This window comes from Streptomyces sp. NPDC001594, from assembly GCF_042893675.1.
Taxonomy (GTDB): domain Bacteria; phylum Actinomycetota; class Actinomycetes; order Streptomycetales; family Streptomycetaceae; genus Streptomyces.
In genome coordinates this window covers 149,344-172,991 of sequence record NZ_JBIAVB010000008.1, presented here as the reverse complement: position 1 = coordinate 172,991, position 23,648 = coordinate 149,344, and the positions used below count along the sequence as shown (strand labels likewise).

General features: G+C 71.5%; 23 protein-coding genes and 1 pseudogene. 5 read left to right on the top strand and 19 right to left on the bottom strand.

Annotation, left to right across the window (positions count from 1 at the left end; translation table 11 throughout):
* The first annotated feature begins 123 nt into the window (after window positions 1-123).
* Window positions 124-1,014, top strand: coding sequence for a helix-turn-helix transcriptional regulator (locus ACFY0O_RS18055; RefSeq protein ID WP_358891794.1), 891 nt, complete (start codon window positions 124-126; stop codon window positions 1,012-1,014).
* 263 nt (window positions 1,015-1,277) lie between these two features.
* Here the strand turns inward: ACFY0O_RS18055 and ACFY0O_RS18050 are convergent, their stop codons facing one another.
* The 8 genes and pseudogenes from ACFY0O_RS18050 to ACFY0O_RS18015 all read right to left on the bottom strand — a co-directional run bounded on the left by ACFY0O_RS18050 (window position 1,278) and on the right by ACFY0O_RS18015 (window position 10,837).
* Entirely contained in the window at window positions 1,278-2,879 is a 1,602-nt protein-coding gene (locus tag ACFY0O_RS18050) for an ice-binding family protein (protein WP_388947636.1), read from the bottom strand.
* A gap of 947 nt (window positions 2,880-3,826) precedes the next feature.
* Window positions 3,827-4,018, bottom strand: a pseudogene (locus ACFY0O_RS18045) (MerR family transcriptional regulator); the annotation flags it as partial.
* Between the two features lie 28 nt (window positions 4,019-4,046).
* Window positions 4,047-4,736 (bottom strand): alpha/beta fold hydrolase, encoded by a 690-nt coding sequence (locus ACFY0O_RS18040; protein WP_388947635.1) that lies wholly within the window; start codon window positions 4,734-4,736, stop codon window positions 4,047-4,049.
* 188 nt (window positions 4,737-4,924) lie between these two features.
* Complete coding sequence (locus tag ACFY0O_RS18035; RefSeq protein WP_388947634.1) at window positions 4,925-5,812, bottom strand: NmrA family NAD(P)-binding protein; 888 nt, start codon at window positions 5,810-5,812, stop codon at window positions 4,925-4,927.
* 74 nt (window positions 5,813-5,886) lie between these two features.
* Window positions 5,887-6,354, bottom strand: a complete 468-nt coding sequence (locus tag ACFY0O_RS18030; RefSeq protein ID WP_388947633.1) for a hypothetical protein — start codon at window positions 6,352-6,354, stop codon at window positions 5,887-5,889.
* 131 nt (window positions 6,355-6,485) lie between these two features.
* Window positions 6,486-7,007, bottom strand: a complete 522-nt coding sequence (locus ACFY0O_RS18025; protein WP_388947632.1) for a MarR family winged helix-turn-helix transcriptional regulator — start codon at window positions 7,005-7,007, stop codon at window positions 6,486-6,488.
* A 329-nt stretch (window positions 7,008-7,336) separates the two neighbouring features.
* Window positions 7,337-8,668 (bottom strand): class I SAM-dependent RNA methyltransferase, encoded by a 1,332-nt coding sequence (locus ACFY0O_RS18020; protein WP_388947631.1) that lies wholly within the window; start codon window positions 8,666-8,668, stop codon window positions 7,337-7,339.
* Between the two features lie 114 nt (window positions 8,669-8,782).
* A complete protein-coding gene (locus tag ACFY0O_RS18015; RefSeq protein WP_388947630.1) occupies window positions 8,783-10,837 on the bottom strand; it encodes an APC family permease in 2,055 nt (684 codons plus the stop codon).
* Between the two features lie 210 nt (window positions 10,838-11,047).
* Here ACFY0O_RS18015 and ACFY0O_RS18010 point away from each other — a divergent pair, with 210 nt between their 5' ends.
* A complete protein-coding gene (locus ACFY0O_RS18010; protein ID WP_358891940.1) occupies window positions 11,048-11,716 on the top strand; it encodes a TrkA family potassium uptake protein in 669 nt (222 codons plus the stop codon).
* Window positions 11,713-12,375, top strand: coding sequence for a TrkA family potassium uptake protein (locus ACFY0O_RS18005; RefSeq protein WP_079430188.1), 663 nt, complete (start codon window positions 11,713-11,715; stop codon window positions 12,373-12,375). Before ACFY0O_RS18010 ends, ACFY0O_RS18005 begins: the two co-directional genes overlap by 4 nt.
* Window positions 12,376-12,457: 82 nt before the next feature.
* Here the strand turns inward: ACFY0O_RS18005 and ACFY0O_RS18000 are convergent, their stop codons facing one another.
* From ACFY0O_RS18000 to ACFY0O_RS17970, 7 genes are all read right to left on the bottom strand, one after another.
* Window positions 12,458-13,174, bottom strand: coding sequence for a DUF3159 domain-containing protein (locus tag ACFY0O_RS18000; RefSeq protein WP_388947629.1), 717 nt, complete (start codon window positions 13,172-13,174; stop codon window positions 12,458-12,460).
* Window positions 13,175-13,177: 3 nt separating this feature from the next.
* On the bottom strand, window positions 13,178-13,597 hold the full coding sequence (locus tag ACFY0O_RS17995; protein WP_079430186.1) for an OB-fold nucleic acid binding domain-containing protein: 420 nt from the start codon (window positions 13,595-13,597) through the stop codon (window positions 13,178-13,180).
* Window positions 13,598-13,639: 42 nt separating this feature from the next.
* Window positions 13,640-14,326 carry a response regulator gene (locus ACFY0O_RS17990; protein WP_388947628.1) on the bottom strand — a complete coding sequence of 229 codons (687 nt, stop codon included), beginning with the start codon at window positions 14,324-14,326 and terminating at the stop codon, window positions 13,640-13,642.
* A complete protein-coding gene (locus tag ACFY0O_RS17985) occupies window positions 14,323-16,965 on the bottom strand; it encodes a DUF4118 domain-containing protein (protein WP_388947627.1) in 2,643 nt (880 codons plus the stop codon). The genes ACFY0O_RS17990 and ACFY0O_RS17985 overlap by 4 nt, the downstream gene beginning before the upstream one ends.
* Before the next feature lie 168 nt (window positions 16,966-17,133).
* Window positions 17,134-17,901: a DUF3710 domain-containing protein gene (locus ACFY0O_RS17980; protein WP_358891944.1), complete on the bottom strand. Its 768-nt coding sequence runs from the start codon at window positions 17,899-17,901 to the stop codon at window positions 17,134-17,136.
* 1 nt (window position 17,902) lies between these two features.
* Window positions 17,903-18,448 (bottom strand): dUTP diphosphatase, encoded by a 546-nt coding sequence (gene dut, locus ACFY0O_RS17975; RefSeq protein ID WP_358891945.1) that lies wholly within the window; start codon window positions 18,446-18,448, stop codon window positions 17,903-17,905.
* Entirely contained in the window at window positions 18,448-19,032 is a 585-nt protein-coding gene (locus tag ACFY0O_RS17970; protein ID WP_388947626.1) for a PaaI family thioesterase, read from the bottom strand. Before ACFY0O_RS17970 ends, dut begins: the two co-directional genes overlap by 1 nt.
* A gap of 58 nt (window positions 19,033-19,090) precedes the next feature.
* Here ACFY0O_RS17970 and ACFY0O_RS17965 point away from each other — a divergent pair, with 58 nt between their 5' ends.
* Window positions 19,091-19,564 carry a DUF3093 domain-containing protein gene (locus tag ACFY0O_RS17965; RefSeq protein ID WP_045948699.1) on the top strand — a complete coding sequence of 158 codons (474 nt, stop codon included), beginning with the start codon at window positions 19,091-19,093 and terminating at the stop codon, window positions 19,562-19,564.
* Between the two features lie 13 nt (window positions 19,565-19,577).
* On the opposite strand, the gene ACFY0O_RS17960 is transcribed toward ACFY0O_RS17965, so the two are convergent.
* The 4 genes from ACFY0O_RS17960 to ACFY0O_RS17945 form a co-directional block, all read right to left on the bottom strand.
* Entirely contained in the window at window positions 19,578-20,516 is a 939-nt protein-coding gene (locus tag ACFY0O_RS17960) for a hypothetical protein (protein ID WP_388947625.1), read from the bottom strand.
* 9 nt (window positions 20,517-20,525) lie between these two features.
* The gene (locus ACFY0O_RS17955) at window positions 20,526-20,822 is read right to left on the bottom strand and encodes a DUF4193 domain-containing protein (RefSeq protein ID WP_042809536.1); all 297 of its coding nucleotides are present in this window, start codon (window positions 20,820-20,822) and stop codon (window positions 20,526-20,528) included.
* Between the two features lie 383 nt (window positions 20,823-21,205).
* Window positions 21,206-22,450, bottom strand: coding sequence for a sensor histidine kinase (locus ACFY0O_RS17950; RefSeq protein WP_388947624.1), 1,245 nt, complete (start codon window positions 22,448-22,450; stop codon window positions 21,206-21,208).
* A 4-nt stretch (window positions 22,451-22,454) separates the two neighbouring features.
* Window positions 22,455-23,108, bottom strand: a complete 654-nt coding sequence (locus ACFY0O_RS17945) for a response regulator transcription factor (RefSeq protein ID WP_042809534.1) — start codon at window positions 23,106-23,108, stop codon at window positions 22,455-22,457.
* A gap of 270 nt (window positions 23,109-23,378) precedes the next feature.
* Between ACFY0O_RS17945 and ACFY0O_RS17940 the strand changes: the two genes are divergently transcribed.
* Window positions 23,379-23,546: a hypothetical protein gene (locus ACFY0O_RS17940; protein WP_167747608.1), complete on the top strand. Its 168-nt coding sequence runs from the start codon at window positions 23,379-23,381 to the stop codon at window positions 23,544-23,546.
* Window positions 23,547-23,648 lie beyond the last annotated feature (102 nt).

Sequence of the window (23,648 nt, the reverse complement as noted above, 5' to 3'; positions counted from 1 at the left end):
ACGCACAGCGACGGTCCGCATCACGTCGCACCGTGCACGACACGCCGTCAAAAGCGGATTCTCTCGATCCGGCCGTGTCAACCTGCTGGCTGTGCATGGTTTTCGAGCGGAGGTAAGCGTCCCGTGGGCGTCACCGTCAATCCCACCATCAGCAGGCGCCGGCTGGGGTCGGAGCTCCGCAGGCTCCGGGAGAGCAGCGGGATGACGACACAGCAGGTGGCGGAGCACCTGCTGATCTCCCAGCCCAAGATCAGCCTGCTGGAGAACGGCCGCCGCCTCGTCAAGCCGCGCGATGTGCGCGATCTCTGCCGCCTGTACGGAGTCCAGGACCAGCGGAGTGTGGACCGACTGCTGCGGCTGGCCCGGGAATCGGGTCAGCAGGGATGGTGGAACGCCTACGGCGACATCCCCTACGGCCCCTACATCGGCATGGAGGCCGAGGCGGCCGCGATCCGGCTCTACGAGCCGCTGGTGATCCCCGGCCTGCTGCAGACCCCCGACTATGCCCGGGCGGTCATCGCAGGAACGATCCCTCACGCCACGGCCGAACAGGCCGCCGCACGCCTCCAGGTGCGACTGCGGCGCCAGGACCGGCTCGGCGCCCCACGCGACCCGCTGCGCTTATGGGCCGTACTGGACGAATCCGCACTCCGGCGCGTCGTGGGCAGCCGTGAGGTCATGCGCGAGCAGCTGGACCACCTGAACCGTCTCGGTGGCCGGCCCCACATCACCGTGCAGGTCCTCCCCCACGATGTAGGCGCGCACCCGGGTGTCCTGGGGCAGTTCTCGCTGCTCGAGTTCACCGACGCCACCGATGCGAGTGTGGTGTATCTGGAACGGTTCACCAGCGACCTGTATCTGGAGAAACCTTCCGACGTGCTGCTCTACAGGGAGATGTACGCGCACTTGCAGGCCCAGGCACTGAGCCCGGACAGCACCCGGCGTCTCATCGACGAAGCCGTCAAGGCGTACGACGGCCCGGAACCACCCGCTCTGCGCCGACCGGAACCATGACCCCGTCGGCCAGTGCGCCGGTGAACCCGGACGCTCGTCGCGTGAGCACGCGATCTCGCGAGCGCGCCGGGCTCCTGGACGAGGTGTCCAGGAGCCCGGCGGCCGAACGGTGAACGGGACGTCCTACGTGCTGGATCGGGCTTCAGCCCCTGCCGCCGATGCGTACCCGCCCGTCGGTGACGGGAGGGTGGAACACGCGCCGGTCCCCCGAGTGGCCGGGACCGAAGGGTCAGGGGCGTGAGGACGCCACGTCCGCGGCAGGGCTAGCCCTGTCGAGTTGTCGTACCTCGCCGGATCCTCTTCCTGGCGAAGAGGAGCGTGCCTCCGACGAATGCCAGCACTGCCGCAGAGGCGGCCATGATGCCGGTCCCGCCGGTTGAGCCGGCCGCCGTCGGCTGCTGGCCGGTGGCCGCGCTCACGGGGGCGAAGTTGACGTTTTTGGCCGCCTGGCCGGGACCACCGTCTGGGTGGTTCGGCATGACGTCGGCCCACGGTGGCTTGCCCTCGTCGCGGCCGTCCTGACCGCCCTCGCCCTTGTCGTGGTCGTGGTCGTGGTTGCCGTCGTGGTCGTGGTCGTGGTTGCCCTCGGGGCCACCGTCGTGGTCGTGGTTGCCGTCGTGGTCGTGGTTGCCGTCGTGGCCACCGTCGTGGTCGTGGCCGTGGTCGTGGTGGCCCTTCTCGCCCTTGTCACCGCGAGGCCCCTTGGGTCCTGCGGGCCCGGTGGGTCCGGTCGGTCCGACAGGTCCTGCAGGTCCTGCAGGACCGGTGGGGCCGGGGGCACCGGGGCTACCCGTGGGGCCGGGGCTGCCCGTCGGTCCGGGGGAGCCGGTGGCACCGGGGCTACCCGTGGGGCCGGGAGCGCCGGTGGCACCGGGGGAGCCGGTGGGGCCGGGGCTGCCGGTCGGACCGGGGGAGCCGGTCGGTCCGGGGGAGCCGGTGGCACCGGGGCTACCCGTGGGGCCGGGGCTGCCCGTCGGTCCGGGGGAGCCGGTGGCACCAGGGCTACCCGTGGGGCCGGGAGCGCCGGTGGGTCCCGGGGAGCCGGTAGGTCCGGGAGCTCCGGTGGGTCCCGGGGAGCCGGTGGCGCCGGGGCTGCCCGTGGGTCCGGGGCTGCCCGTGGGTCCCGGGGAGCCGGTAGGTCCGGTGGCGCCGGTCGGGCCGGTGGCGCCGGTCGGGCCGGGGCTGCCGGTCGGGCCGGGGCTGCCGGTCGGGCCGGGGCTGCCGGTGGGGCCGGGGGGCCCGGGTGGGCCAACGGCGCAGTCCGGCCTCGTAATGGTGTTGTTGTCCATCGTGACCGCGCCATTACGCGCCAGGGCGCGGCCTTGGATCACGGCGCTGTTGTTCAGCGTGATGGATTCCAGGGCCAGGATGTTGCCCTTGAACTGGGTGGTCGTGTCGATGGTGGCGGAACTGCCCACCTGCCAGAACACGTTGCAGGCACTTGCTCCGTTGATGAAGCTGACGACACTCGCCGGAGCCGTGGTCAGGGTCGAGGGGATCCGGAAGATGAAGACGGAGTTGGGGTCGTTCTGGCCGTCGAGTGTGACCGTCCCGGTGAGCTGCACGAACGACGGGGCCGTATAGACGCCGGGTGCCAGCGTCAGTCCGCCGATCTCGGCCGAAGCGAGCACGGTCCCGGGTCCCCGGCCTGCCGCGTCGTCATAGGCGACGACGAGGTCGGACTTCGCCTGGCCGGCCGCGGCGTTGGGGAATACGCGCTTGACTCCGTTGATGATGCCGGGGGGAAAGCCGGTCACCGATGTACCCGGATAGAGCCCCAGGTCGCCATTGATGATGGTGGGGTTCGTGTTGGTGATCGTCGAACCGGCCAGGACCGCGTAACTGGTGGCCGTCCCCAGTCCCACGGTGGATTCCGCGGCATGAGCGACGTTCGGGACCAGGGCGGCCGATGCCAGGAGCGCTGCGGGGAGCAGGGCGAAGGCTCCCTGTCTGAGCAGACTGCGATGAGGGCTCGTGTCGGGTGGAGCCGACCGGATGACGTCCAACGCCATAGCAGGACCTTTCTTGTTGCTTCGATGCAGGGTCCTCCGGAAGGAGGATCCCGAGCGCCCGCGACGATGACTGCTCAGGGCTGCACGTTCCTGCCTGCTCCGGCGCCGCCGGGCTCGCCCTGGGCGAGGAGGAGGCGACTCCCCGCCGGAGGTGATGATGCACCGTCATCCACCATGACTCGCGCATATTTCACAGCAATAGCCAATAAACCGGAAAAAAGGGACTATGTGAGTGACGGCCCATCGCCCCCGGCCGTCTTCGCCTCGCCCGGCCTGAGGGGGCCGCCATCGTTCTGTTCGCCGGCTTCCTGCCGGGGGTGACGTTCGGCTGCGCGACCGGACGCACGGCGGAATGCGGCAACGGATCGCGGCCGTTCGTGCGGTAGCGGCTCGCGTGCTCGCGACCACAAGGGCCCACGGCTCTGAGAATGTCGACGCGGGCGGGCGCAAGACCGAGACCGTGGTCGCCTGGTCAGGGAAGTACCTTCAGCTGACCCTGATGTCGATCCCGGTGGGTGAGGACATCGGCCTGGAGGCGCGCCCGGAGACCGACCGGTTCCTCCGGCTCGACGCGGGCCGGGGCCGCGTCCGGATGGGCAGCACGAAGGCCCGGCTCGACTACGACCGGGGGGCCGAGGACGGCTGGGCGATCTTCGTACCCGCCGGCACGTGGCACAACGTCACCAAGATCGGTGACGAGCGTCGGGCAACGACGAGCCGCCGAGCTGGTCGGTCCAGCCTGCCCGGCAGCCCTCGGACGAGTACGCCTGACCGGCGGGGGCCCACCGAGACGCCGCGCGGGCAGGGGGTTCGGCTGCCTGGGCTGCCTGGGTGGTGCGGCGGTATTCGGCGTTGGTGCGCCGGGCTTCCGCGAGCCGGTCCTCGACGCTGATGACGCGGCAGGCGGCTCCGATGGGGGCGCCCTGGTCGACGAGCTCCCGGGCGCGGGCTGCGATGCGCGGCCGGTAGCGGGAGCAGCGGCGGTGTCCGCCGGGCTCTCACCCCTGCCGTCGGGGCTTCCTAGACCGATTTCGCCGCGGTTCGGATCGTGTCGAGGACGAGCTCGGGGTCGGAGAGCATGGGGACGTGGCTCGTGTCCGCCTCGACGGTGGTGGAACCCATGCGCTGGGCCATGAAGCGTTCCAGATCGGGGTTGATGGCGTGGTCCTGCTTCGCCACGATGAACCAGCTGGGCTTCGACTTCCAGGCGGGACGGTCGGTCCTGGCGGTGGCGAGCAGGTCCGCGGGCGGCGCGCCCTGAGTCGCCCAGACGAGCTGTTGTTCCTGCTCGGACAGGTCTCCGCAGAAGTGCGAGATACCGTCCCGGGCGATCCAGATGCGCCCGTCCTCGACGTCGAGGTGGGAGAACAGCGGTGGGGCGTCGTACTTGGCGATCAGGTCCTGCGGGGTCTCGCCGGCGTCCGGGCCGAGTGCGGCGATGTAGACCAGTCCGGCGACACGGTCGTCGTTGCCGGCGGCGGTGATGACGAAGCCGCCCCACGAGTGACCCACCAGGATGGCCGGGCTGCTGACGCGCGCCAGCGCGCGGGAGACCGCGTCGACATCGCCTTTCAGCGACTCCAGGGTGTTCTGGGCGGACACCACCTCGTACCCCTCCTGCTGCAGCACGGAGATCACCTTGCTGAAGCAGGAGCCGTCGGCCCACAGCCCATGCGCGAATACGATGCTCGGTCTGGTCGACACCGCCATGGTGCGCTCCTCCACTCTGCACGGATCGCAAGCCCGCGCTCTCTGCTGGAGGTCCACCCCGGCTACGGCCCGGGCGCACCTCCGGTAACCCAACCGGGCTCCCGCGTCGACACGGCCAAGGCAACTCGCGCTCCGTCCAGGGTCCCGGCGTGGCGGTATCCCGAGCACTCGCCCGCCGTTCATGGTGATCAGATCCGGGGTCTCGGTGCTCCTCGGAAGAGGTCGAGGTGCTCGTGGAGGAAGGCTTCGAGGGTCCGGGGCGGCCGGCCGAGTATGCGGGTGACGGTGTCGTCGGGCTCTTCGGGGTGGGTGGTCGCCATGTGCTGGATCTCGACGATGTGGGAGGCCAGCCAGCCGGGCACGCGGGCCGTGCCGGTGAGGTGGCGGTGCAGGTCCGCGCCCGGCAGGTCGACGTACTGGACGTCGCGTTCCAGCAGGCTGCCGAGCAGGTCGGCGAGCTGGGGGTGGCTGTAGGTCCGGTCGCCGGTGAGGGTGTAGGTGTGCCCGGCGATTTCGGGGCGGGTCAGCGCGGCCGCCGCCACGTCGGCGATGTCGCGGCAGTCGATGTAGTTGCAGGCCGCGTCCGCCATGGCGCCGTGGATGATGCCGCCCGCAGCGACCCCGGGTGCGAGGAGGAGCAGTTTCTGCATGAACGCGTACGGGCGCAGGACGGTGCAGGTGGGACCCGAGCTCCGGAGGGCCACCTCGATGGTGTGGTGTCCGCGGGCGATGGCTACGGGAGAGTCGGGGCCGGCGCCGGGGGCGGAGAGTTTGACGATGTGCCCGATGCCGCTCTCGGCGGCTGCCGCGATCACGCCGGTCTCCAGGGAGACCTGGGCGGGGCTGTTGGCCATGGTGAGGAAGAGCTGGGTCGCGCCGGTGAACGCGGCCCGCAGGGACGCGGGGTCGGCGGCGTCAGCGGCCAGGACTTCGGTCCGCGAGAGGGTGGTGCTGTCGAGTCGGGTGCGGAGCCGGCCGGGGTTGCGGCTCAGAGCCCGCGTGCGTATCCCGAGTTCGGTCAGGCGGTGCAGGAGGGCGCTTCCGGTCGCTCCGGTGGCGCCCATGACGACGATCATTCCGTGTCCTTCCTTTGGGGCCCGCGTGCGTATCGCGCAGGAGCCCACCGATGTGGCCGATGCGGTGGAGGAGTTCAGTGGGTGACGCGGGTGGCCCCGCGCCAGCGCCAGGTGGTGATGGTGGCGGCGAGTGCCGCGGACAGCGGCAGGTCCAGTGGGAGGCGTCCGGGCCACGGCGTGCCGGACAGGAACGGCGCCGGCCATACGGCCAGGCCCTTGAGGGCGAGGTGCGCGGCCCCTGCCGCGACGGCTGCCGCCACCAGCCCTGCCCCTGCCGCCAGTACGGCCTTCGGCAGGGAGGCGGCCCAGCGGGGACGGATGCCGGAATGCTGGAGTCGGGCGCCGGTGAGGGCGGCCACGAGCGCCGAGGTGCCCGCGATGGAGGTGAGCGCGGCGACGGTCAGGTCCTGCCGGCCCGAGACGAGTCCCCCGGCGCCGGCGGTCAGAGCGGGAGCGGCGTAGGCCACCAGTACTTCGCGCCACAGGGTGAAGCGCGGCGGGGTGCGTTCCTCGGCGGTCGGGATGCTTCTTCGTCTACCCACGATGGCCTCTTTCTCGCTTTTCTGTTGCCTGGATCGCCAATAATTAGGTGCCTAACTATATGGACGTGCGAACCTGCGCATCCCGTGAACTCCTTGAACCTGTGGGACGTTGGGCGGTGCGATGGCGGTGGCTACTGGTCGGTCAGCGCGCCGATGCCCCGCGTGACCCGGGAGAGCAGGTCGAGGAAGACGGTCCGCTCCTCGACGCTCAGGTCGGCCACCATGGCCTGAAGGCGGCGGAAGTGGTCGGGGGCCAGGTCGCGTAGCTTCCGTGCGCCGCGAGCGGTGAGGACGACGACCGAGGCGCGCCCGTCCTCCGCGGACGGACGCCGAAGAACCAGTCCGTCCTTCTCCAGGGAGTCGATGAGCCCGCTGACCGTCGCGCGGGAGACGCCGAGGCTGGCGGCCAGGAGCGAGGGCGACTTCTCACCCTCACTGTCCTCCAGGTCCGCGAGAAGGCGGTAGCGGCCGGTGGACAGCCCGAACCGGGAGAAATGAACCTCGCTCGCCTGGCCGAGCCGGGCCCCCGCGGCCATCAGGCGCACCGCGACCAGTACGGCCTGCGGGTCGGACTCGAGGCCGTAGCGCCGGATCTGGCGCCTGGCCTGATCCAGCGTCGGGGCCTCCTCGGCCGGGGCCTTCTGTGCGTCCATGTAGATAATATGGAGCCTAACTAAGTGGGGTGTCAAGCCCGTTGGCTGCTCGGCGCACCGGGTGAGACCTCGGGCCCGGTCCTGGTCGACGTCTTCGCCGTCTCCTTATGGGCCGCCGCCGTACTGGCTTTCACCGCCGGCGCCGGTCTCGGCCTTCTGTGGCTGACGGCGGTCACGGCCCGTTCGGCCTCCACCCGGACCGAACGGCACGCCAACGACCTCGTCCGCCGACGACGGCGGCAAGTGATCCGGCCGGAACGCCGAGGCCGGCGTCCTCGCCCAGGCGGTCCGGCAGGTTGAAGAGAGGGAGTCAGACGTGCGTCAAGAGGTCAGACACCCTTTTCCGTGGGTTCAAGGATCGCCACGCACTCGACATGATGGGTCATCGGGAAGAGGTCGAAGACGCGGAGGGTGCGGACCTTGTAGCCCGACTCCTTGAAGTAGCCCAGGTCGCGGGCCAGGGCCGCCGGGTCGCAGGCGACGTAGGCGATGCGGCGGGCCGAGAGGCCGGCGATGTGGCGGACCGTCTGCTTGCCGGCGCCCGCGCGCGGGGGGTCCAGGACGATCAGGTCGCACTCGGTGATGCCGGTCTTCGGGAGGGCGGTGTCGACCTTGCCCTGTTCGATGCGGACCCGGGGGAAGTCCGCCAGGTTGTGGCGGGCGTCCTCCACCGCGCGCTTGCCCGACTCGATGCCGAGGACCGCCCCGGTCTCGCCCAGGCGCTCCGCCAGCGCGCCCGCGAAGATGCCGACGCCGCAGTAGAGGTCGAGGGCCATCTCGCCCTTGCGCGGCATCAGGCCCTGCATGACGGCCTTGATCAGGGTGTCGGCGGCCTGCGGGTGGACCTGCCAGAAGCCGCCCATGCCGACGCGGTAGGTGCGGCCGTCGGCGCGCTCGCGGACGAAGGGGCGGCCGTGGACGCGGTGGACCCCGCCGTCCTTCTCCTCGACCCGCAGGACGGAGACCGGGGTGTCGAGCTCGACCAGGGGCAGGCGGCCGCCCGGGCGGGGCGTGAGGACGACCTGGCGGTCGTGGGAGCCGGAGGCGGCGATCGCCTCGACCGAGGCCATCGCCGGCCAGGTGCGCTTCTCGATGCCGAGTTCCGTGACCCCGGGCGCCGCGATCATGCAGTGGTCGATCGGCTCGATGTCGTGCGAGCGGTGCTTGCGCAGGCCGACGCGGCCGTCCTCGTCGATGGCGTACTGGACGCGGGTGCGCCACTGCGGGACCTCGCCCGCCGGGAGCTTGTCGCCCTCGGCGGGGGCCACCGTGCCGTCCCAGCCGGCCTCCTCGGGGGTGAGGCCGGCGAGCCGCTTGAGCTGCTCGGCGACGACCTCGCCCTTGAGCCGGCGCTGGGCGCCGGGCTTGGCGTGCTGCCAGTCGCAGCCGCCGCACTTGCCGGGGCCGGCGAAGGCGCAGGGGGCCTCGACCCGGTCCTTGGAGGCGGTGAGGACGGTGATGGCGTCGGCGCGCAGGAAGCGGGAGTCCGCCTCGCCCTCCGTGACCCGGGCGACGACCTTCTCGCCCGGCAGGGCGTGCCGGACGAACAGGACGCGGCCGTCGGAGGTCCGCGCGATGCAGTGGCCGCCGTGCGCGACGGGGCCGACCTCGACCTCGTACTCCTCCCCGACCAGTGACTGCTTCTCGTTCTGCTCGGTCATGGTGGGGAGGCTCCAGGGAGGTTCAGGGGCGGAAAGACGCGAAAAGGCGAACGGCCGGACGACCGACCCACCAGTTTACGTGGATCTCGTCCGGCCGTTCGCCACCGATGCCGCCTACTTCGCCGCCGGGTCCTTCGGACGCTGCCGCGGGGTGTCGACGGGGCCTCGGCGCACCGCGCCCGGGGCGTTCCACTCCTGGCGCTTGCGGGCCCGCCGGCGGGCGAGCTCCGAGGACTCCAGCTGGTAGGGCACCGAGGTGACCATCACGCCGGGGGTGAAGAGCAGGCGGCCCTTGAGGCGCAGCGCGCTCTGGTTGTGGAGCAGGTGCTCGTACCAGCGGCCGACGACGTACTCGGGGATGTAGACGCTGACGGCGTCGCGCGGGTTCTCGCTGCGCAGCCCCTTGACGTACTCGACCACCGGGCGGGTGATCTCGCGGTAGGGCGAGTCGAGGATCTTCAGCGGGACGTTGATCCCGCGCCGCTCCCACTCCGCCTTGAGCGCCTTGGTCTCGGCCGGGTCGACGCTGATGCTGAGCGCCTCCAGGGTGTCCGAGCGGGTCAGCTTGGCGAAGGCCAGGGCGCGCAGGGTGGGCTTGTGGACCTTGGAGACCAGGACGATGGAGTGGACCCGGGAGGGGCGCACGCTGTCGTCGCTGGGGCCCTCGTCCGCGGCGATCTCGGAGGCGACCCGGTCGTAGTGCTTCCGGATGGCGGTCATGGTGCCGTAGAAGATCAGCATGCCCAGCAGGGCGACCCAGGCGCCGTGCGTGAACTTGGTCGCCAGGACGACGACCAGGACCAGCCCGGTGAAGATCGCGCCGAAGGTGTTGATGGCCCGGGAGCGGTGCATCCGGCGGCGGGCGGCCTGGTCGCGCTCGCTCGCCAGGTGGCGGTTCCAGTGCCGGACCATGCCGATCTGGCTGAGCGTGAAGGAGACGAACACGCCGACGATGTAGAGCTGGATCAGCTTGGTGGAGTCGGCGTCGTAGATCCACACCAGCAGCATGGCGGCGCCGGCCAGCAGCACGATGCCGTTGGAGAAGGCGAGCCGGTCGCCGCGGGTGTGCAGCTGGCGCGGCAGGTAGCGGTCCTGGGCCAGGATCGAGCCGAGCAGCGGGAAGCCGTTGTACGCGGTATTGGCGGCCAGGAAGAGGACCAGGGCCGTCGCGGTCGCCAGGACGATGAACAGGATGCTGCCGTTGCCGAAGACGGCCTCGGCCACCTGGGAGATCACCGGGTGCTGGACGAAGCCGTCGCCGACGGGCACGCCGTTGTCGAGCAGGTTGGTGGCGGGGGCCTCGGCCATGCGCACCTTGGTGGCCATGGCCAGGCCGATGATCCCGCAGAACATGGTGACGGCCAGGCCGCCCATGAGGGCGAGGGTGGTGGCGGCGTTCTTGCTCTTGGGCTTGCGGAAGGCGGGGACGCCGTTGCTGATGGCCTCGACGCCGGTCAGGGCGGCACAGCCCGAGGAGAAGGCGCGCAGCAGCAGGAAGACCAGCGCGAAGCCGGCGAGCCCCTGGTGCTCGGCCTTGATCTCCAGGTGGGCGGTGGGCGCGGTCATGGTGTCGCCCATGACGAGGCCGCGCCAGGCACCCCAGGCGATCATGACGAAAACGGCGCCGACGAACACATACGTCGGGATGGCGAAGAGCTTCCCGGATTCCTTCACTCCGCGCAGATTCATCAGCGTGAGGAGAAGGATCATGATGATCGCCGAGAGCACCTTGTGCTCGATGACGAAATCGACGGCGGAGCCGAGATTCTCGACACCGGAGGAAATGGACACGGCGACGGTCAGGACGTAGTCGACGAGCAGGGCGCTCGCCACCGTCAGCCCGGCCTTGGGGCCGAGGTTGGTGTTGGCGACCTCGTAGTCGCCGCCGCCGCTGGGGTACGCGTGGACGTTCTGCCGGTAGGAAGCCACGACGGTGAACATCAGCACGACGACCGCGACCGCGATCCAGGGGCTGAAGTGGTACGCCGACACACCCGCGATCGACAGGACCAGCAGAACCTCGCCCGGGGCATATGCCACGGACGAGAGCGGGTCGGAGGCGAAGACGGGAAGGGCGATCCGCTTGGGGAGGAGCGTTTCCCCGAGGCGGTCGCTGCGCAGCGCCCGGCCGATCAGGATCCGTTTGGGCACGTCGGTCAGTTTGGACACGCAGAGGATCGTAAGCGTTCGATATCGGACTGACGAACCCCCGGTCCGTGATCCTCACCAATGCGCCGCCAATGAGGCACCCGTCGGACCCCAAATGGTCACACCGGTGACCGCCCGTGTGTAGCTTGGGCCATGGTCTGAGACCCTGTTTAGCCAGAGCATGCAATGAGGCTGGAAACCAGCGAGCCGCTGACAGCCGGAAGGACGGCCGTGCACATCGTCATTATGGGCTGCGGAAGAGTGGGCTCCGCCCTCGCGCAGACCTTGGAGCAGCAGGGGCATACGGTCGCCGTCGTCGACCAGGACCCCACCGCATTCCGCCGGCTCGGGGCTTCGTTCGGCGGCCGCAGGGTCACCGGGGTCGGCTTCGACCAGGACACCCTGCGCGAGGCCGGGATCGAGGAGGCGGGGGCCTTCGCCGCGGTCAGCAGCGGTGACAATTCCAACATCATCGCGGCCCGCGTGGCCCGCGAGATGTTCGGCGTCGAGAACGTCGCCGCCCGCATCTACGACCCCAAGCGCGCCGAGGTCTACCAGCGCCTGGGCATCCCCACCGTCGCGACCGTGCGGTGGACCGCCGACCAGATGCTGCGCCGGCTGCTGCCGTCGGGCGCCGAGCCCCTGTGGCGCGACCCGAGCGGCGGGGTCCAGCTCGCGGAGGTGCACACCTCCGCCGCCTGGATCGGCCACAAGGTCAGCAAGCTCCAGGAGGAGACGGGCGTGCGCGTGGCGTTCCTCACCCGCCTGGGCGAGGCGATGCTGCCGACTTCGCAGACCGTGCTCCAGGAGGGCGACCTCGTCCACGTGATGATGCGCACGGACGAGATCGACAAGGTCGAGGCGGCCTTCGCCGAGGGCCCCGAGGAGGCACACGCATGAGGGTCGCGATCGCCGGAGCCGGGGCCGTGGGCCGCTCCATCGCGGGCGAGCTGCTGGAGAACGGCCACGAGGTGCTCCTCGTGGACAAGGCGCCGACCGCCATCTCGGTGGAGCGGGTGCCGCAGGCGGAGTGGCTGCTCGCCGACGCCTGCGAGATCACCTCGCTCGACGAGGCGGCGCTCCAGCGCTGCAACGTGGTCATCGCCGCCACCGGTGACGACAAGGTGAACCTGGTCGTCTCCCTGCTCGCCAAGACCGAGTACGGGGTCCCCCGGGTCGTGGCGCGGGTGAACAACCCGAAGAACGAGTGGCTCTTCAACGAGTCCTGGGGCGTCGACGTCGCGGTCTCCACGCCGCGCCTGATGTCGGCCCTCGTCGAGGAGGCCGTCAGCGTCGGCGACCTGGTGCGCCTGCTGCGCTTCAGCCACGGCGACGCCAACCTGGTCGAGCTGACCCTGCCGGCCGACTCCTCGGTCGCGGGCACCCAGATCAGCGAGATCAACTGGCCCGAGGACACCTCGCTGGTGACGATCATCCGCGGCAACCGGGTGCTCACCCCGCACGGCGAGGAGACGCTGGAGCCGGGCGACGAGCTCCTCTTCGTGGCCGCCCAGGCCCGCGAGGAGCAGCTGGAGGACCTCCTCCAGGCCAAGCACTAGCCAAGCACCGAGGCCAGGCACCGAGGCGAAGCCGAAGGGGCGGGGTGACCGCGGTCACCCCGCCCCTTCGGCGTCCTGCGGTTCAGCCCCGCTTCTCGCGGGCGGCCTCCTCGGCCTCGTACTCGGCGATCACGTCGATCGGCGGCGGCGCCTTCGCCAGGAAGACCCAGGTGAAGTACACGGCCAGCACCATCGGCGGGAGCTTCAGCGCGATCAGCACCCAGCCCAGCTGGGTCTCGTCACCCCACCAGTAGAGCGGGAAGAGGATCGCGTACTTCGCCAGGAAGATCAGGCCCCAGGCCAGGCTGGCCTTGGTGTACGCCTTCTTGCGCCCGGGGTTGCGGGTGCGCCAGGACAGGTTCTCCTTGAAGACCGGTCCCAGGATCACGCCCAGCAGCGGGAAGCCGACCAGCGCCGACAGCGTGAAGGCCGCGCCCAGGCCGACCCCGTAGATCATGCCGGGCAGGTAGAAGCCCTTCGCGGTGCCCGTGAACAGGGCGAAGGCCACGCCCACGCCGACGCCGAAGACCCCGCTGAAGGCGTGCTTGACGGTGTCCTTGCGCAGCAGCCGCACGATCACCAGCAGCACCGCGACCACGCCCGCCGCGATGGCGGACATCTTCACGTCCTTGTTGATCGTGTAGATCATCACGAACAGCAGGCCGGGGAGCATCGTCTCCACCGTGCCCCGGATGCCGCCGAAGGCGTCGAACAGCGCCGCCTGCGTGACCTCCTTCTGGTCCCCGGGCGGGGTGGAGGGGGTGGGCCCCGGCGTGGTCGGTCGGTCGAGTGACGTCACCGGTCAGTGCTCCTGTCCGAGGGGGCGGAGTTCGTACTTCGGGTTGAACAGGACCCGGCGGCCGTGGCTCATCGCGATCCGCCCGGAGGCGATCATGCGCCGCCCGGGCTCGATTCCCACGATCGAGCGACGCCCGAGCCACACCACGTCCAGCGCGGCCGAGCCGTCGAACAGCTCCGCCTCCAGGGCGGGTACGCCCGCACGCGGCCGCAGGGTGACGGTACGCAGGGTTCCGGTCACCTTGACTATCTGGCGGTCGTGGCAGTCGCAGATCCGCGTGCACCCCGCGGCTTCTGCGTCCTCCTGCAGTTCCGCCGAATGCAGCTCCTCCTGGGAGGTGGAAAGCCGCTCTATCATCCGGCGGAACCGGCCCGCCGGCCTGGCCGGTTTCGCGGGCTTCTCGGGACGCGGTTCAGCACTCATACAGGAAGCGTACCGGCGCCCCACCTCCCCCTCGAAGCCCCACTACTTCTCGAAGCGGTAGCCCATGCCCGGTTCGGTGATGAAGTGCCGGGGGTGCGAGGGGTCCGCCTCCAGCTTGCGGCGCAGCTGGGCCATGTAGACCCTCAGGTAGTTGGTCTCGGTCCCGTAGGAGGGCCCCCAGACCTCCTGGAGGAGCTGTTTCTGGCTGACCAGCTTCCCCCCGTTGCGCACGAGCACCTCCAGCAGGTGCCATTCGGTGGGGGTGAGCCGTACGTCGCGTCCCTCGCGGACCGCCTTCTTGGCCGCGAGGTCCACCGTGAACCCCTCGGTCGCCACGACCACCTCGTCCCCGCCCGCCCCCGCGGCCGGCTCGGCCCGGCGGACGGCCGCGCGCAGCCGGGCGAGCAGCTCGTCCATGCCGAAGGGCTTGGTGACGTAGTCGTCCGCGCCCGCGTCGAGGGCCTCGACCTTCTCGTCGGAGCTGTGCCGGGCGGAGAGGACCAGGATCGGGACGCGGGTCCAGCCGCGCAGGCCCCTGATCACCTCGACGCCGTCCATGTCGGGCAGGCCGAGGTCGAGGACGACCACGTCGGGGTGGCGGGCGGCCGCGAGTTCCAGGGCGCCCGCCCCGTCGGCGGCGGCGTCCACCTCGTACTTGCGGGCCTTGAGGTTGATCACGAGGGCTCGGACGATCTGCGGCTCGTCGTCCACCACGAGCACCCGGGTCATCGCGGTCCTGCTTTCTGTCGTGCGGAGGGGCCGGAGGGGTCCCCGGTCGGCGGGGTTCCGGGGGGATCCGCCTGGTCAACGCCGTCGGGGCGGTCCGTGGTTCCGGCGGGCCTGGCGGGCGAGGCGGGCCCGGCGGGATGCGAGGCCGCGCGGAGGGTGAGCACCATGGTCAGGCCGCCGCCCGGGGTGTCCTCGGCGGTGAGGGTGCCGTCCATGGCCTCGGCGAAACCCCGCGCCACCGCCAGGCCCAGGCCCACGCCCGCCCCGCGCGGGGCGTCGCCGTACCGCTGGAACGGGGCGAAGATGCGGTCCTTGGCCTCGTCGGGAACCCCGGGCCCGCGGTCGACGACCCGGACCTCGACCCGGTCGCCGAGGGCGCTGGCCGCGACCAGCACCCGCCGGCCCCTGGGGCTGTACTTGACGGCGTTCTCGACCACGTTGGCCACGCTCCGCTCCAGCAGACCCGGGTCCACCCGCACCATCGGCAGGGTCTCCGGCACGTCGAGCAGCACGCTGTCCTCCGGTACGCCGCCCAGCGCCATCGGGACCACCTCGTCGAGGTCGATCTCCCGGATCAGCGGGGTCACGGTGCCGGTCTGGAGCCGGGACATGTCGAGCAGGTTGCCCACCAGGTGGTCGAGCCGGTCGGCGCCCTCCTCGATGCCCTCCAGCAGCTCGGCGCGGTCCTCCTCGGACCACTCCACGTCGGCGGAGCGCAGGGAGCTGACGGAGGCCTTGATGGAGGCCAGGGGCGTGCGCAGGTCGTGGCTGACGGCGGCCAGCAGGGCGGTGCGGATCCGGTTGCCCTCCGCCAGCCTGCGGGCCTCCTCGGCCTCCCCCACCAGCCGCTGGCGGTCCAGGGCCACGACGGCCTGGGCGGCGAAGGCGCCCAGCACCCGGCGGTCCTCGGCGGGCAGGACCCGCCCGGACAGGGCCAGCGCCATGTGGTCGCCGACCGGCATGTCCACGTCGGCGTCCTCCGGCCGGGCCACCGGGGCGGGCCCCACGCTGCCGGCCGGGGTCCAGGGCTCCAGCTCGCCGGCCCGCTCCAGCAGGGCCACCGACTCCATCGCGAAGGTCTCGCGCACCCGCTCCAGCAGCGCGTCCAGGGCGGTCTCCCCCCGCAGGACGCTCCCGGCCAGGGTGGACAGGATCTCCGACTCCGCCCGCAGCCGGGCGGCCTGGTGGGTGCGCCGGGCGGCCAGGTCCACCACGGAGGCCACCGAGACGGCGACGCCGAAGAAGACCGAGACGGCCATGATGTTGCGGGGGTCGGAGATGGTGAACCGGTGCAGGGGTTCGACGAAGAAGTAGTTCAGCAGCAGCGACCCGAAGGCGGCGGAGGCGAGCGCCGGCCAGAGCCCGCCCAGCAGCGCGGCCGCCACCGTCAGCCCCAGGAACAGCAGCATGTCGTTGGCCAGGCCCGGGTCCGTGCTGATGTGGGTCAGCAGCAGGCACAGCAGCACCGGGAAGACCACCCCGACCAGCCAGCCCGCGACGATGCGGGGCCGCCCGAGCCGGGCGGCGGAACGGGCCACGGGCAGTCCGCGCCCCTTGGCCACCTCCTCGTGGGTCACGATGTGCACGTCGAGGTCGGGTCCCGAGTCGCGGGCGACGGTCGCGCCCACCCCGGGGCCCAGGACGTACTGCCAGGTCTTGCGGCGGCTGGAGCCGAGGACGATCTGGGTGGCGTTGACCCCGCGGGCGAAGGCGAGGAGGGCTTCGGGGACGTTGTCGCCGATCACATGGTGAAACGTTCCTCCTAGGTCCTCGACCAGGGTCCGCTGGACCGCGAGCTCCTTGGGGGAGGCGGAGGTCAGCCCGTCGCTGCGGGCGATGTAGACGGCCAGGATCTCGCTGCCGGAGCCCTTGGCCGCCATCCGCGAGGCCCGGCGGATCAGCGTCCGCCCCTCGGGCCCTCCGGTCAGGCCGACGACGATGCGCTCGCGGGCCTGCCAGGTGGAGCGGATGCCGTGCTCGCCGCGGTACCGCTGGAGGTACTCGTCGGCCCGGTCGGCCGTCCACAGCAGCGCCAGCTCGCGCAGGGCGGTGAGGTTGCCCGGCCGGAAGTAGTTGGACAGCGCCGCGTCGACCCGGTCGGCCCGGTAGACGTTGCCGTGGGCCATCCGCCGGCGCAGGGCCTGCGGGTCCATGTCGACCAGCTCGACCTGGTCGGCCCGCCGGACCACCTCGTCGGGGACGGTCTCGCGCTGGCGCACCCCGGTGATCGTCTCGACCACGTCCCCGAGGGACTCCAGGTGCTGGATGTTGACGGTGGTGATCACGTCGATGCCGGCGCGCAGGAGCTCCTCGACGTCCTGCCAGCGCTTGGCGTTGCGCGAGCCGGGGACGTTGGTGTGCGCGAGCTCGTCGACGAGGGCCACGGCCGGGCGGCGCGCCAGGACCGCGTCCACGTCCATCTCCGTGAAGGTGGCGCCCCGGTGGACCAGCTCCCGCCGGGGGACCTGTTCGAGGCCGCGCAGCATGACCTCGGTGCGCGGCCGCCCGTGGTGCTCGACGAAGCCGACGGCGACGTCGCCGCCCCGCTCCACCCGCCGGTGGCCCTCGGAGAGCATGGCGTACGTCTTGCCCACACCGGGTGCCGCGCCCAGATAGATCCTCAGCCTGCCGCGTCCCATGCGCTCATTCTCGGGGACGTTCCCGCAGTTCACGCACAGATCGGCCGCCGGACGGAGATCCCTGACGCATCCCTGACGCCCGGCGGGTACGGCAGCGGGCCGTACCCCCGGAATCGCCGGAGGAGTACGGCCCGCGGTGTGGAACGGGTGTCGCCGAGGTCCGCCGGGTCAGCGGATCTCGGTGATCATCGGGCCCTGCTCCAGCTGGCCCATGCCGCCGGAGAAGCGGGAGCTCTCCTGGTCCTCGGCCGTCTGCACGCCGTCCGGCACCATCTGGGCGTCGTTCGGCAGCTTCAGGACGATGGGGTCGCGCGGGGCCATCGGGCCCTCGCCGCGCACGACGACGGTGTCCCGGAAGATCTGCTCCAGCACGCCGGCCGACTCGGGGCGCACCGCGCCCTGGCCGGAGATGACGCCGCGCAGGAACCAGCGCGGGCCGTCGACGCCGACGAAGCGCACCAGCTGGGCGCCGGTCTGGCCGTCGGGCAGCGGAACGGGGACCTGCGCGCGCAGCTCCCAGCCCAGCGGGCCGTCGACCTCGTCGATCAGACCGCCCTGCTGGGTGATGCCCGAGGCGATCTCCTCGCGGACCTCGCCCCAGATGCCCTCCTTCTTGGGGGCGGCGAAGGCCTGCAGCTGGACGGCGCTGTCGCGCAGGACCACGGTGGCGGCGACGATCGCGTCACCGGCGACCTCGACGCGCAGTTCCATGCCCTCGACACCGGGGACGAGGATGCCGCCGAGGTCGACCCGGCCGTCCGCGGGGTTGCCGGGCACCTCGGAGACGTCCCAGGGGCCGTCGGGCCGCGGGGCCGGAGGCAGGTTCACCCGCCGGGGTTCCCCGGCTTCGGCCGCCTCGTCGGCGCGCACGCCGTCGACCTGCTCGGCCGCGCCGCCGTCGTCGGCGGAGTCGTTCTTCTTGCGACGTCCGAACACGTCACTGTCCTTCCCGGTCGGTTACGACCGAAGCGTAGCCATTCCCACCCTGCTGACCAGCGCCGGATCCGGCCACGGCCGCATGACCGCCGGTGGAGCCGAACCCCCCGTCGGCCCGGGCCGAGCCGGGAAGTTCCGCCACCTCGTGGAAGCGGACCTTCTCGACCCGCTGGACAACCAGCTGGGCAATGCGGTCGAAGCGCTCGAACCGGACGCTCTCGCGCGGGTCGAGATTGACCACGATCACCTTGATCTCCCCACGGTACCCGGCATCCACCGTCCCCGGGGCATTCACGAGCGCGAGCCCGCAGCGGGCGGCCAGGCCCGAGCGCGGGTGCACGAAGGCGGCGTAGCCGTCGGGCAGCGCGATGGAGATGCCGGTGGGCAGGACGGCCCGCTCCCCGGGCTCCAGCTCGGCGGCCACGGTGGTCACCAGGTCGCAGCCGGCGTCGCCGGGGTGCCCGTAGGCCGGGAGCGGCACCTCGGGGTCGACGCGGCGGATCAGCACGTCGACGTCATGGCGGGGGCCGTGGTTCGTCTGGGACATCAGGGGTTCACCTCGAAGGCGCGGGTGCGCCTGACCTGGTCCGGGTCGGCCATCGCCGCCCGGATCTCCTCGGGCCGACCGTTGTCGATGAAGTGGTCGACCTTCACCTCGATGAAGAGCGCGTCGGCGCGGACGGCGACCGGCCCGTCGGGGCCGCCGATCCGGCCCACCGCCGTGGAGTAGATCTTCCGGCCCGCGACGGCCGTGACCTCGGCCTCCAGGTGCAGCACGGTGCCCACCGGGACGGGCCGCACGAAGTCGGTCTCCAGCCGGCCGGTCACGGCGATGACGCGCAGCAGCCAGTTCAGGGAGCCGAGCGTCTCGTCGAGCGCGGTGGCGAGCACCCCGCCGTGGGCGAGGCCGGGCGCGCCCTGGTGGGCGGGACGGACGGTGAACTCGGCGGTGACGCGTACGCCCTCGCCCGCGCGGGCCTCCAGATGGAGCCCGTGGGGCTGGCCCCCGCCGCACCCGAAACAGTGTTCGTAGTGCGCACCGAGGAGCTCTCCGGGTGCCGGGGCATCGGGATGCCGGACCGGAGCGACGGCATCGGCCGGGGGCGTCAATGCTGGGATTCGTCCACTCACAGCCGCAGACCTTACCCGCGCGGCTACCCGCCGGTCGCCTCGTGGGAGGCTTGAAGGCATGCAGCTCTCCCCCGCGCACCACGACGAACGCCTCTCCGCCCCCCGCTCCTGGTGGGGCATCGCCGCCCTGACCGGGGTGGCCGGCGCCCTGATCACCCTCCCGCTCGGCACCCTGCCGCTGCTGGCGGGGTTCGTCGGCGGCGGCGCGCTGGCGGGGATGCTGGTGAGCTCGATGGGCTCCGCGCGGGTGCGCGTGGTGAACGGGGTGCTCGCGGCGGGCGACTCCCGGATCCCGGTGTCGGCGCTGGGCGAGCCCGAGGTGCTGGAGGGCGAGGAGGCCCGGGCCTGGCGCACGTACAAGGCCGACATGCGGGCCTTCATGCTGATGCGCAGCTACATCCCGACGGCGGTCCGGATCGAGGTCACCGACCCGGCGGACCCGACCCCGTACGTGTACGTCTCCACGCGCGAGCCCCGGGCGCTGGCGGCCGCGGTCCGCGCGGCGCAGGAGGCCTCCGCCCCGCAGGCCTGAGGGCCGGGGGCGGTCAGCGGCCGAAGCCGTCGGGGTCGGGGGGCTCCAGTGCGGCCGGGGCGGCCCCGGGAAGGGGCTGGGCGGGGCGCTGCGCGGGTCCGGCCGCGGGGAGGGCCGCCCAGGGCACGGCCCGGCGGCGCAGGTCCGTACGAACCTTCTCGGCGAGTTTCCTGGTGTCCCGGCGGTTGAGGACCGCGCCGACCGCGGCGCCGACCATGAACGGCATCAGGTTGGGCAGGTTGCGGACCATCCGCTTCGTGATCTGCTGGCGCAGTTCGCGCTTCATCTGGCCGCCGAGCGCCGCGTTGAGCGTGGTCGGCTTGGTCAGGTCGATCCCGCGTTCCTCGGTCCAGGCCGTGAGGTAGGCGAGGCTGCGGTCCTTCAGGGTGCCGGGCGGCCGCTGCCCGTAGACCTCGTGCAGTTCGGCGACGAGCTTCAGCTCGATGACGGCGACGCCGGTGATCTCGGCGGCCAGCTCGGCCGGCATGGCGGGCGGGACCGGCATCATGGCGGCCGCGCCGATGCCCGCGCCCACCGTGGAGGTGGCGTTGGCGGCTCCGGCGATCAACTTGTCGGCCAGTTGTTCGGGGTCGAGGCCGGGGAACTGCGCGCGCAGGGTCGCGAGGTCCCGGACCGGAACGCGCGGGGCGTTCTCGATGATGAGGTCGGTGATGTACAGGGCGGCGTTTCTCGCACTCTCGCCGCCCTTGCGCACACCGTTCTTGACGGCTTGCATCCGACGCGTCCCGGGCCTGCCCCGGGACTCCTCGTCCGCCACTGTGGCCGGCGGCACCGCCGGGGCGGTGTCGGACGGCACGACAGTCGTGCCGGAGGCCGGGTCGCCGACGGCCCCGGGGCCCGTTTCCGGGCCCGTGGCTTCCGCCCGCGCTCCTGCCGCCGGATCGCCGGTCTTCCGAAAGCGGAGCTTCCGGAACGGCGTCGAGCCGGTCACGGCCGAGACCTAGTCGCAGTCGCGGCAGATCGGCTGGCCGTCCTTCTCACGAGCCAGCTGGCTGCGGTGGTGCACCAGGAAGCAGCTCATGCAGGTGAACTCGTCGGCCTGCTTGGGCAGCACCCGGACGGCCAGCTCCTCGTTGGAGAGGTCCGCACCCGGGAGCTCGAGGCTCTCGGCGCCGTCGAAGTCCTCGATGTCGACGCTCGAAGTGACCTTGTCGCTGCGCCGCGCCTTCAGCTCTTCGATGCTGTCGTTGTCGACGTCGTCGTCGGTCTTGCGTGGGGTGTCGTAGTCCGTTGCCATTTTGTCGCTCTCCCCCTCTGGGATTTAGCGGTGTCTCAGCGCACGTAACGCGCGAGAGGCCGGACTTGTGCCCGACCTGAGGCGGAGATTTTGCCTCACATCAAGGTCTGTTACTCAATCGACACCCAGCCTCACGCCCGCAGGGGCCCGTGGCTGGGATGACGACCGGGACCGTACACGGTCCCGGGGGCGTCTTGCACAAACGCCACCCCGTGTATTTCCCGCCATTGAGGGGGCCGGAAACCCGGACTTCCCGGGCTTTCCGGCCTTCTCGGGGTCACGGAACGCGCATGCTCGGACACTCGACAATGTGATCGATCACACAGCTCAGAGCCCCGCTCCGCCGGGCCATTCCGCTGACAGCGAACAGCCTGGAGGGTGGATCAAAGGGGCAACGTGACACGCATCACCAGGCCGCCGCCCTCGCGCGGGGTCGCCAGGATGCGGCCGCCGTGTGCGCGCGCCACGGAGCGCGCGATGGACAGGCCGAGGCCCACACCCTTGTCGCTGCCCGTTCGCTCCGTACGCAGCCGTCTGAAGGGCTCGAAGAGGTTGTCCACCTCGTACGCGGGAACCACGGGACCCGTGTTCGAGACGAGCAGCACCGCCTGGCCGTGCTGGACCTCGGTCGTGACCTCCACCCAGCCGTCCTCCGGCACGTTGTACCGGACGGCGTTCTGCACCAGGTTGAGGGCGATCCGCTCCAGCAGCACGCCGTTGCCCTGGACCACGGCCAGGGCGCGCTCGCCGCGGATCTCCACGCCCTTCGCCTGCGCCTCCCCGTGCGCCTGGTCGATGGCGCGCGAGGCGACCTCCGCCAGGTCGACCGGCTTGCGCTCGACGATCTGGTTCTCGCTGCGGGCCAGCAGCAGCAGGCCCTCGACCAGCTGCTCGCTGCGCTCGTTGGTGGCCAGCAGCGTCTTGCCCAGCTGCTGGAGCTCCACCGGCGCACCGGGATCCGACAGGTGCACCTCGAGCAGCGTGCGGTTGATGGCCAGCGGGGTCCGCAGCTCGTGCGAGGCGTTGGCCACGAACCGCTGCTGGGCGGTGAAGGCCCGCTCCAGGCGGTCGAGCATCTCGTCGAAGGTGTCGGCGAGCTCCTTCAGCTCGTCGTCCGGCCCGTCCAGCTCGATCCGCCGGGTCAGGTCGGAGCCGACCACCCGGCGGGCGGTGCGGGTGATCTTGCCCAGCGGCGAGAGCACCCGGCCGGCCATCGCGTAGCCGAAGGCGAAGGCGATCACGCTCAGGCCCAACAGGGCCATCAGCGAGCGGCTGAGCAGGTCGTCCAGCGCGTGCTTGCGCTGGTCGAGGATGCACTGCCCGATCGCGGCGTTGAACTGCTCGATGGACTGGTCGATGCCCACGCCGGGGCAGGTGCTGCTGGAGACCTCGACCTTCTGGCCGCCCACGATCTTGAACGGGAGCGCGTTGCCCTCCCGCAGGGCCTGGGCGGCCAGCAGGTAGATGATCGACAGCAGCAGGATCCCGGCGATCAGGAACATGCCGCCGTAGAGCAGCGTGAGCCGTATGCGGATGGTGGGCCGCAGCCAAGGGAAAGGACCCTCGGGCTGGCCGGGGTCCCAGGTCGGTTTCGGTGGCGCCGGTGGTGGCGAGGGGGTCGCGGCCATCGGGTCAGATCCGGTAGCCGGAGCCGGGCACCGTCACGATGACCGGCGGCTCGCCCAGCTTGCGGCGCAGGGTCATGACCGTGACCCGGACCACGTTGGTGAACGGGTCGGTGTTCTCGTCCCAGGCCTTCTCCAGCAGCTGCTCGGCCGAGACCACGGTCCCCTCGCTGCGCATGAGCACCTCCAGCACCGCGAACTCCTTGGGCGCCAGCTGTACCTCCCGGCCCTCGCGGAACACCTCGCGCCGGTTCGGGTCGAGCTTGATGCCGGCCCGCTCCAGCACGGGCGGCAGCGCCACGGTCGTCCGCCGGCCCAGGGCGCGGACGCGGGCGGTCAGCTCGCTGAAGGCGAAGGGCTTGGGCAGGTAGTCGTCGGCGCCCAGCTCCAGACCCTCCACCCGGTCGCTGACGTCGCCGGAGGCGGTGAGCATGAGGACGCGGGTGGCCATGCCGAGTTCGATGATCTTCCGGCAGACGTCGTCGCCGTGCACCAGCGGAAGGTCCCGGTCGAGCACGACCACGTCGTAGTCGTTCACCCCGACGCGCTCCAGGGCCGCGGCGCCGTCGTACACGACGTCCACGGCCATGGCCTCCCGGCGCAGGCCCGTGGCCACCGCATCGGCGAGCAGCTGCTCGTCCTCGACGACGAGTACGCGCACGTCGTTTCCTTCCTTCGAGCCCTGAGGGCAGTCCTGAGGGCACACCTGTATTGCGCCTCCATCCTGCCGGTTTCGGCCGTAAACCGGCTGTAAGGCGCCCCTGAGCCCCTTCTCGGGCGCCCGCAGGGGTCGGAAGTGAGGATTCCCTCGCCTTACGAGGTTTCTGGGCCCAGCGTGCCGGGGAGGACGTCTGCACACCCCATCCACTCCCTGACGGCGGACTGCCCCGCGCAGGTACGCCGCGACCCACGAAGAGGGGGCGCACCCACCATGGACGCATTCACCGCGGGTCTCCTGCAGCGCATCAGCGCCACGCAGTCGGACCTGAGCAAGGCCCGTGAGACGGGCGACGACTACCTCGCGGATGTGGAGCAGGCCGCGCTGGAAGACCTCCAGCGGCTCGCCGCGGAGCACGGAGTGGCGGTCAAGGCGGCCTGACCGGGGCCCCCGCCCCGGTCTGTCCGCTTCCCGCCGTCTCGGCCCGAGCGACACCGCCCGGCCCGGGCCCCGGCTCCGGGAGGGCACCAGGAACGGCGACGG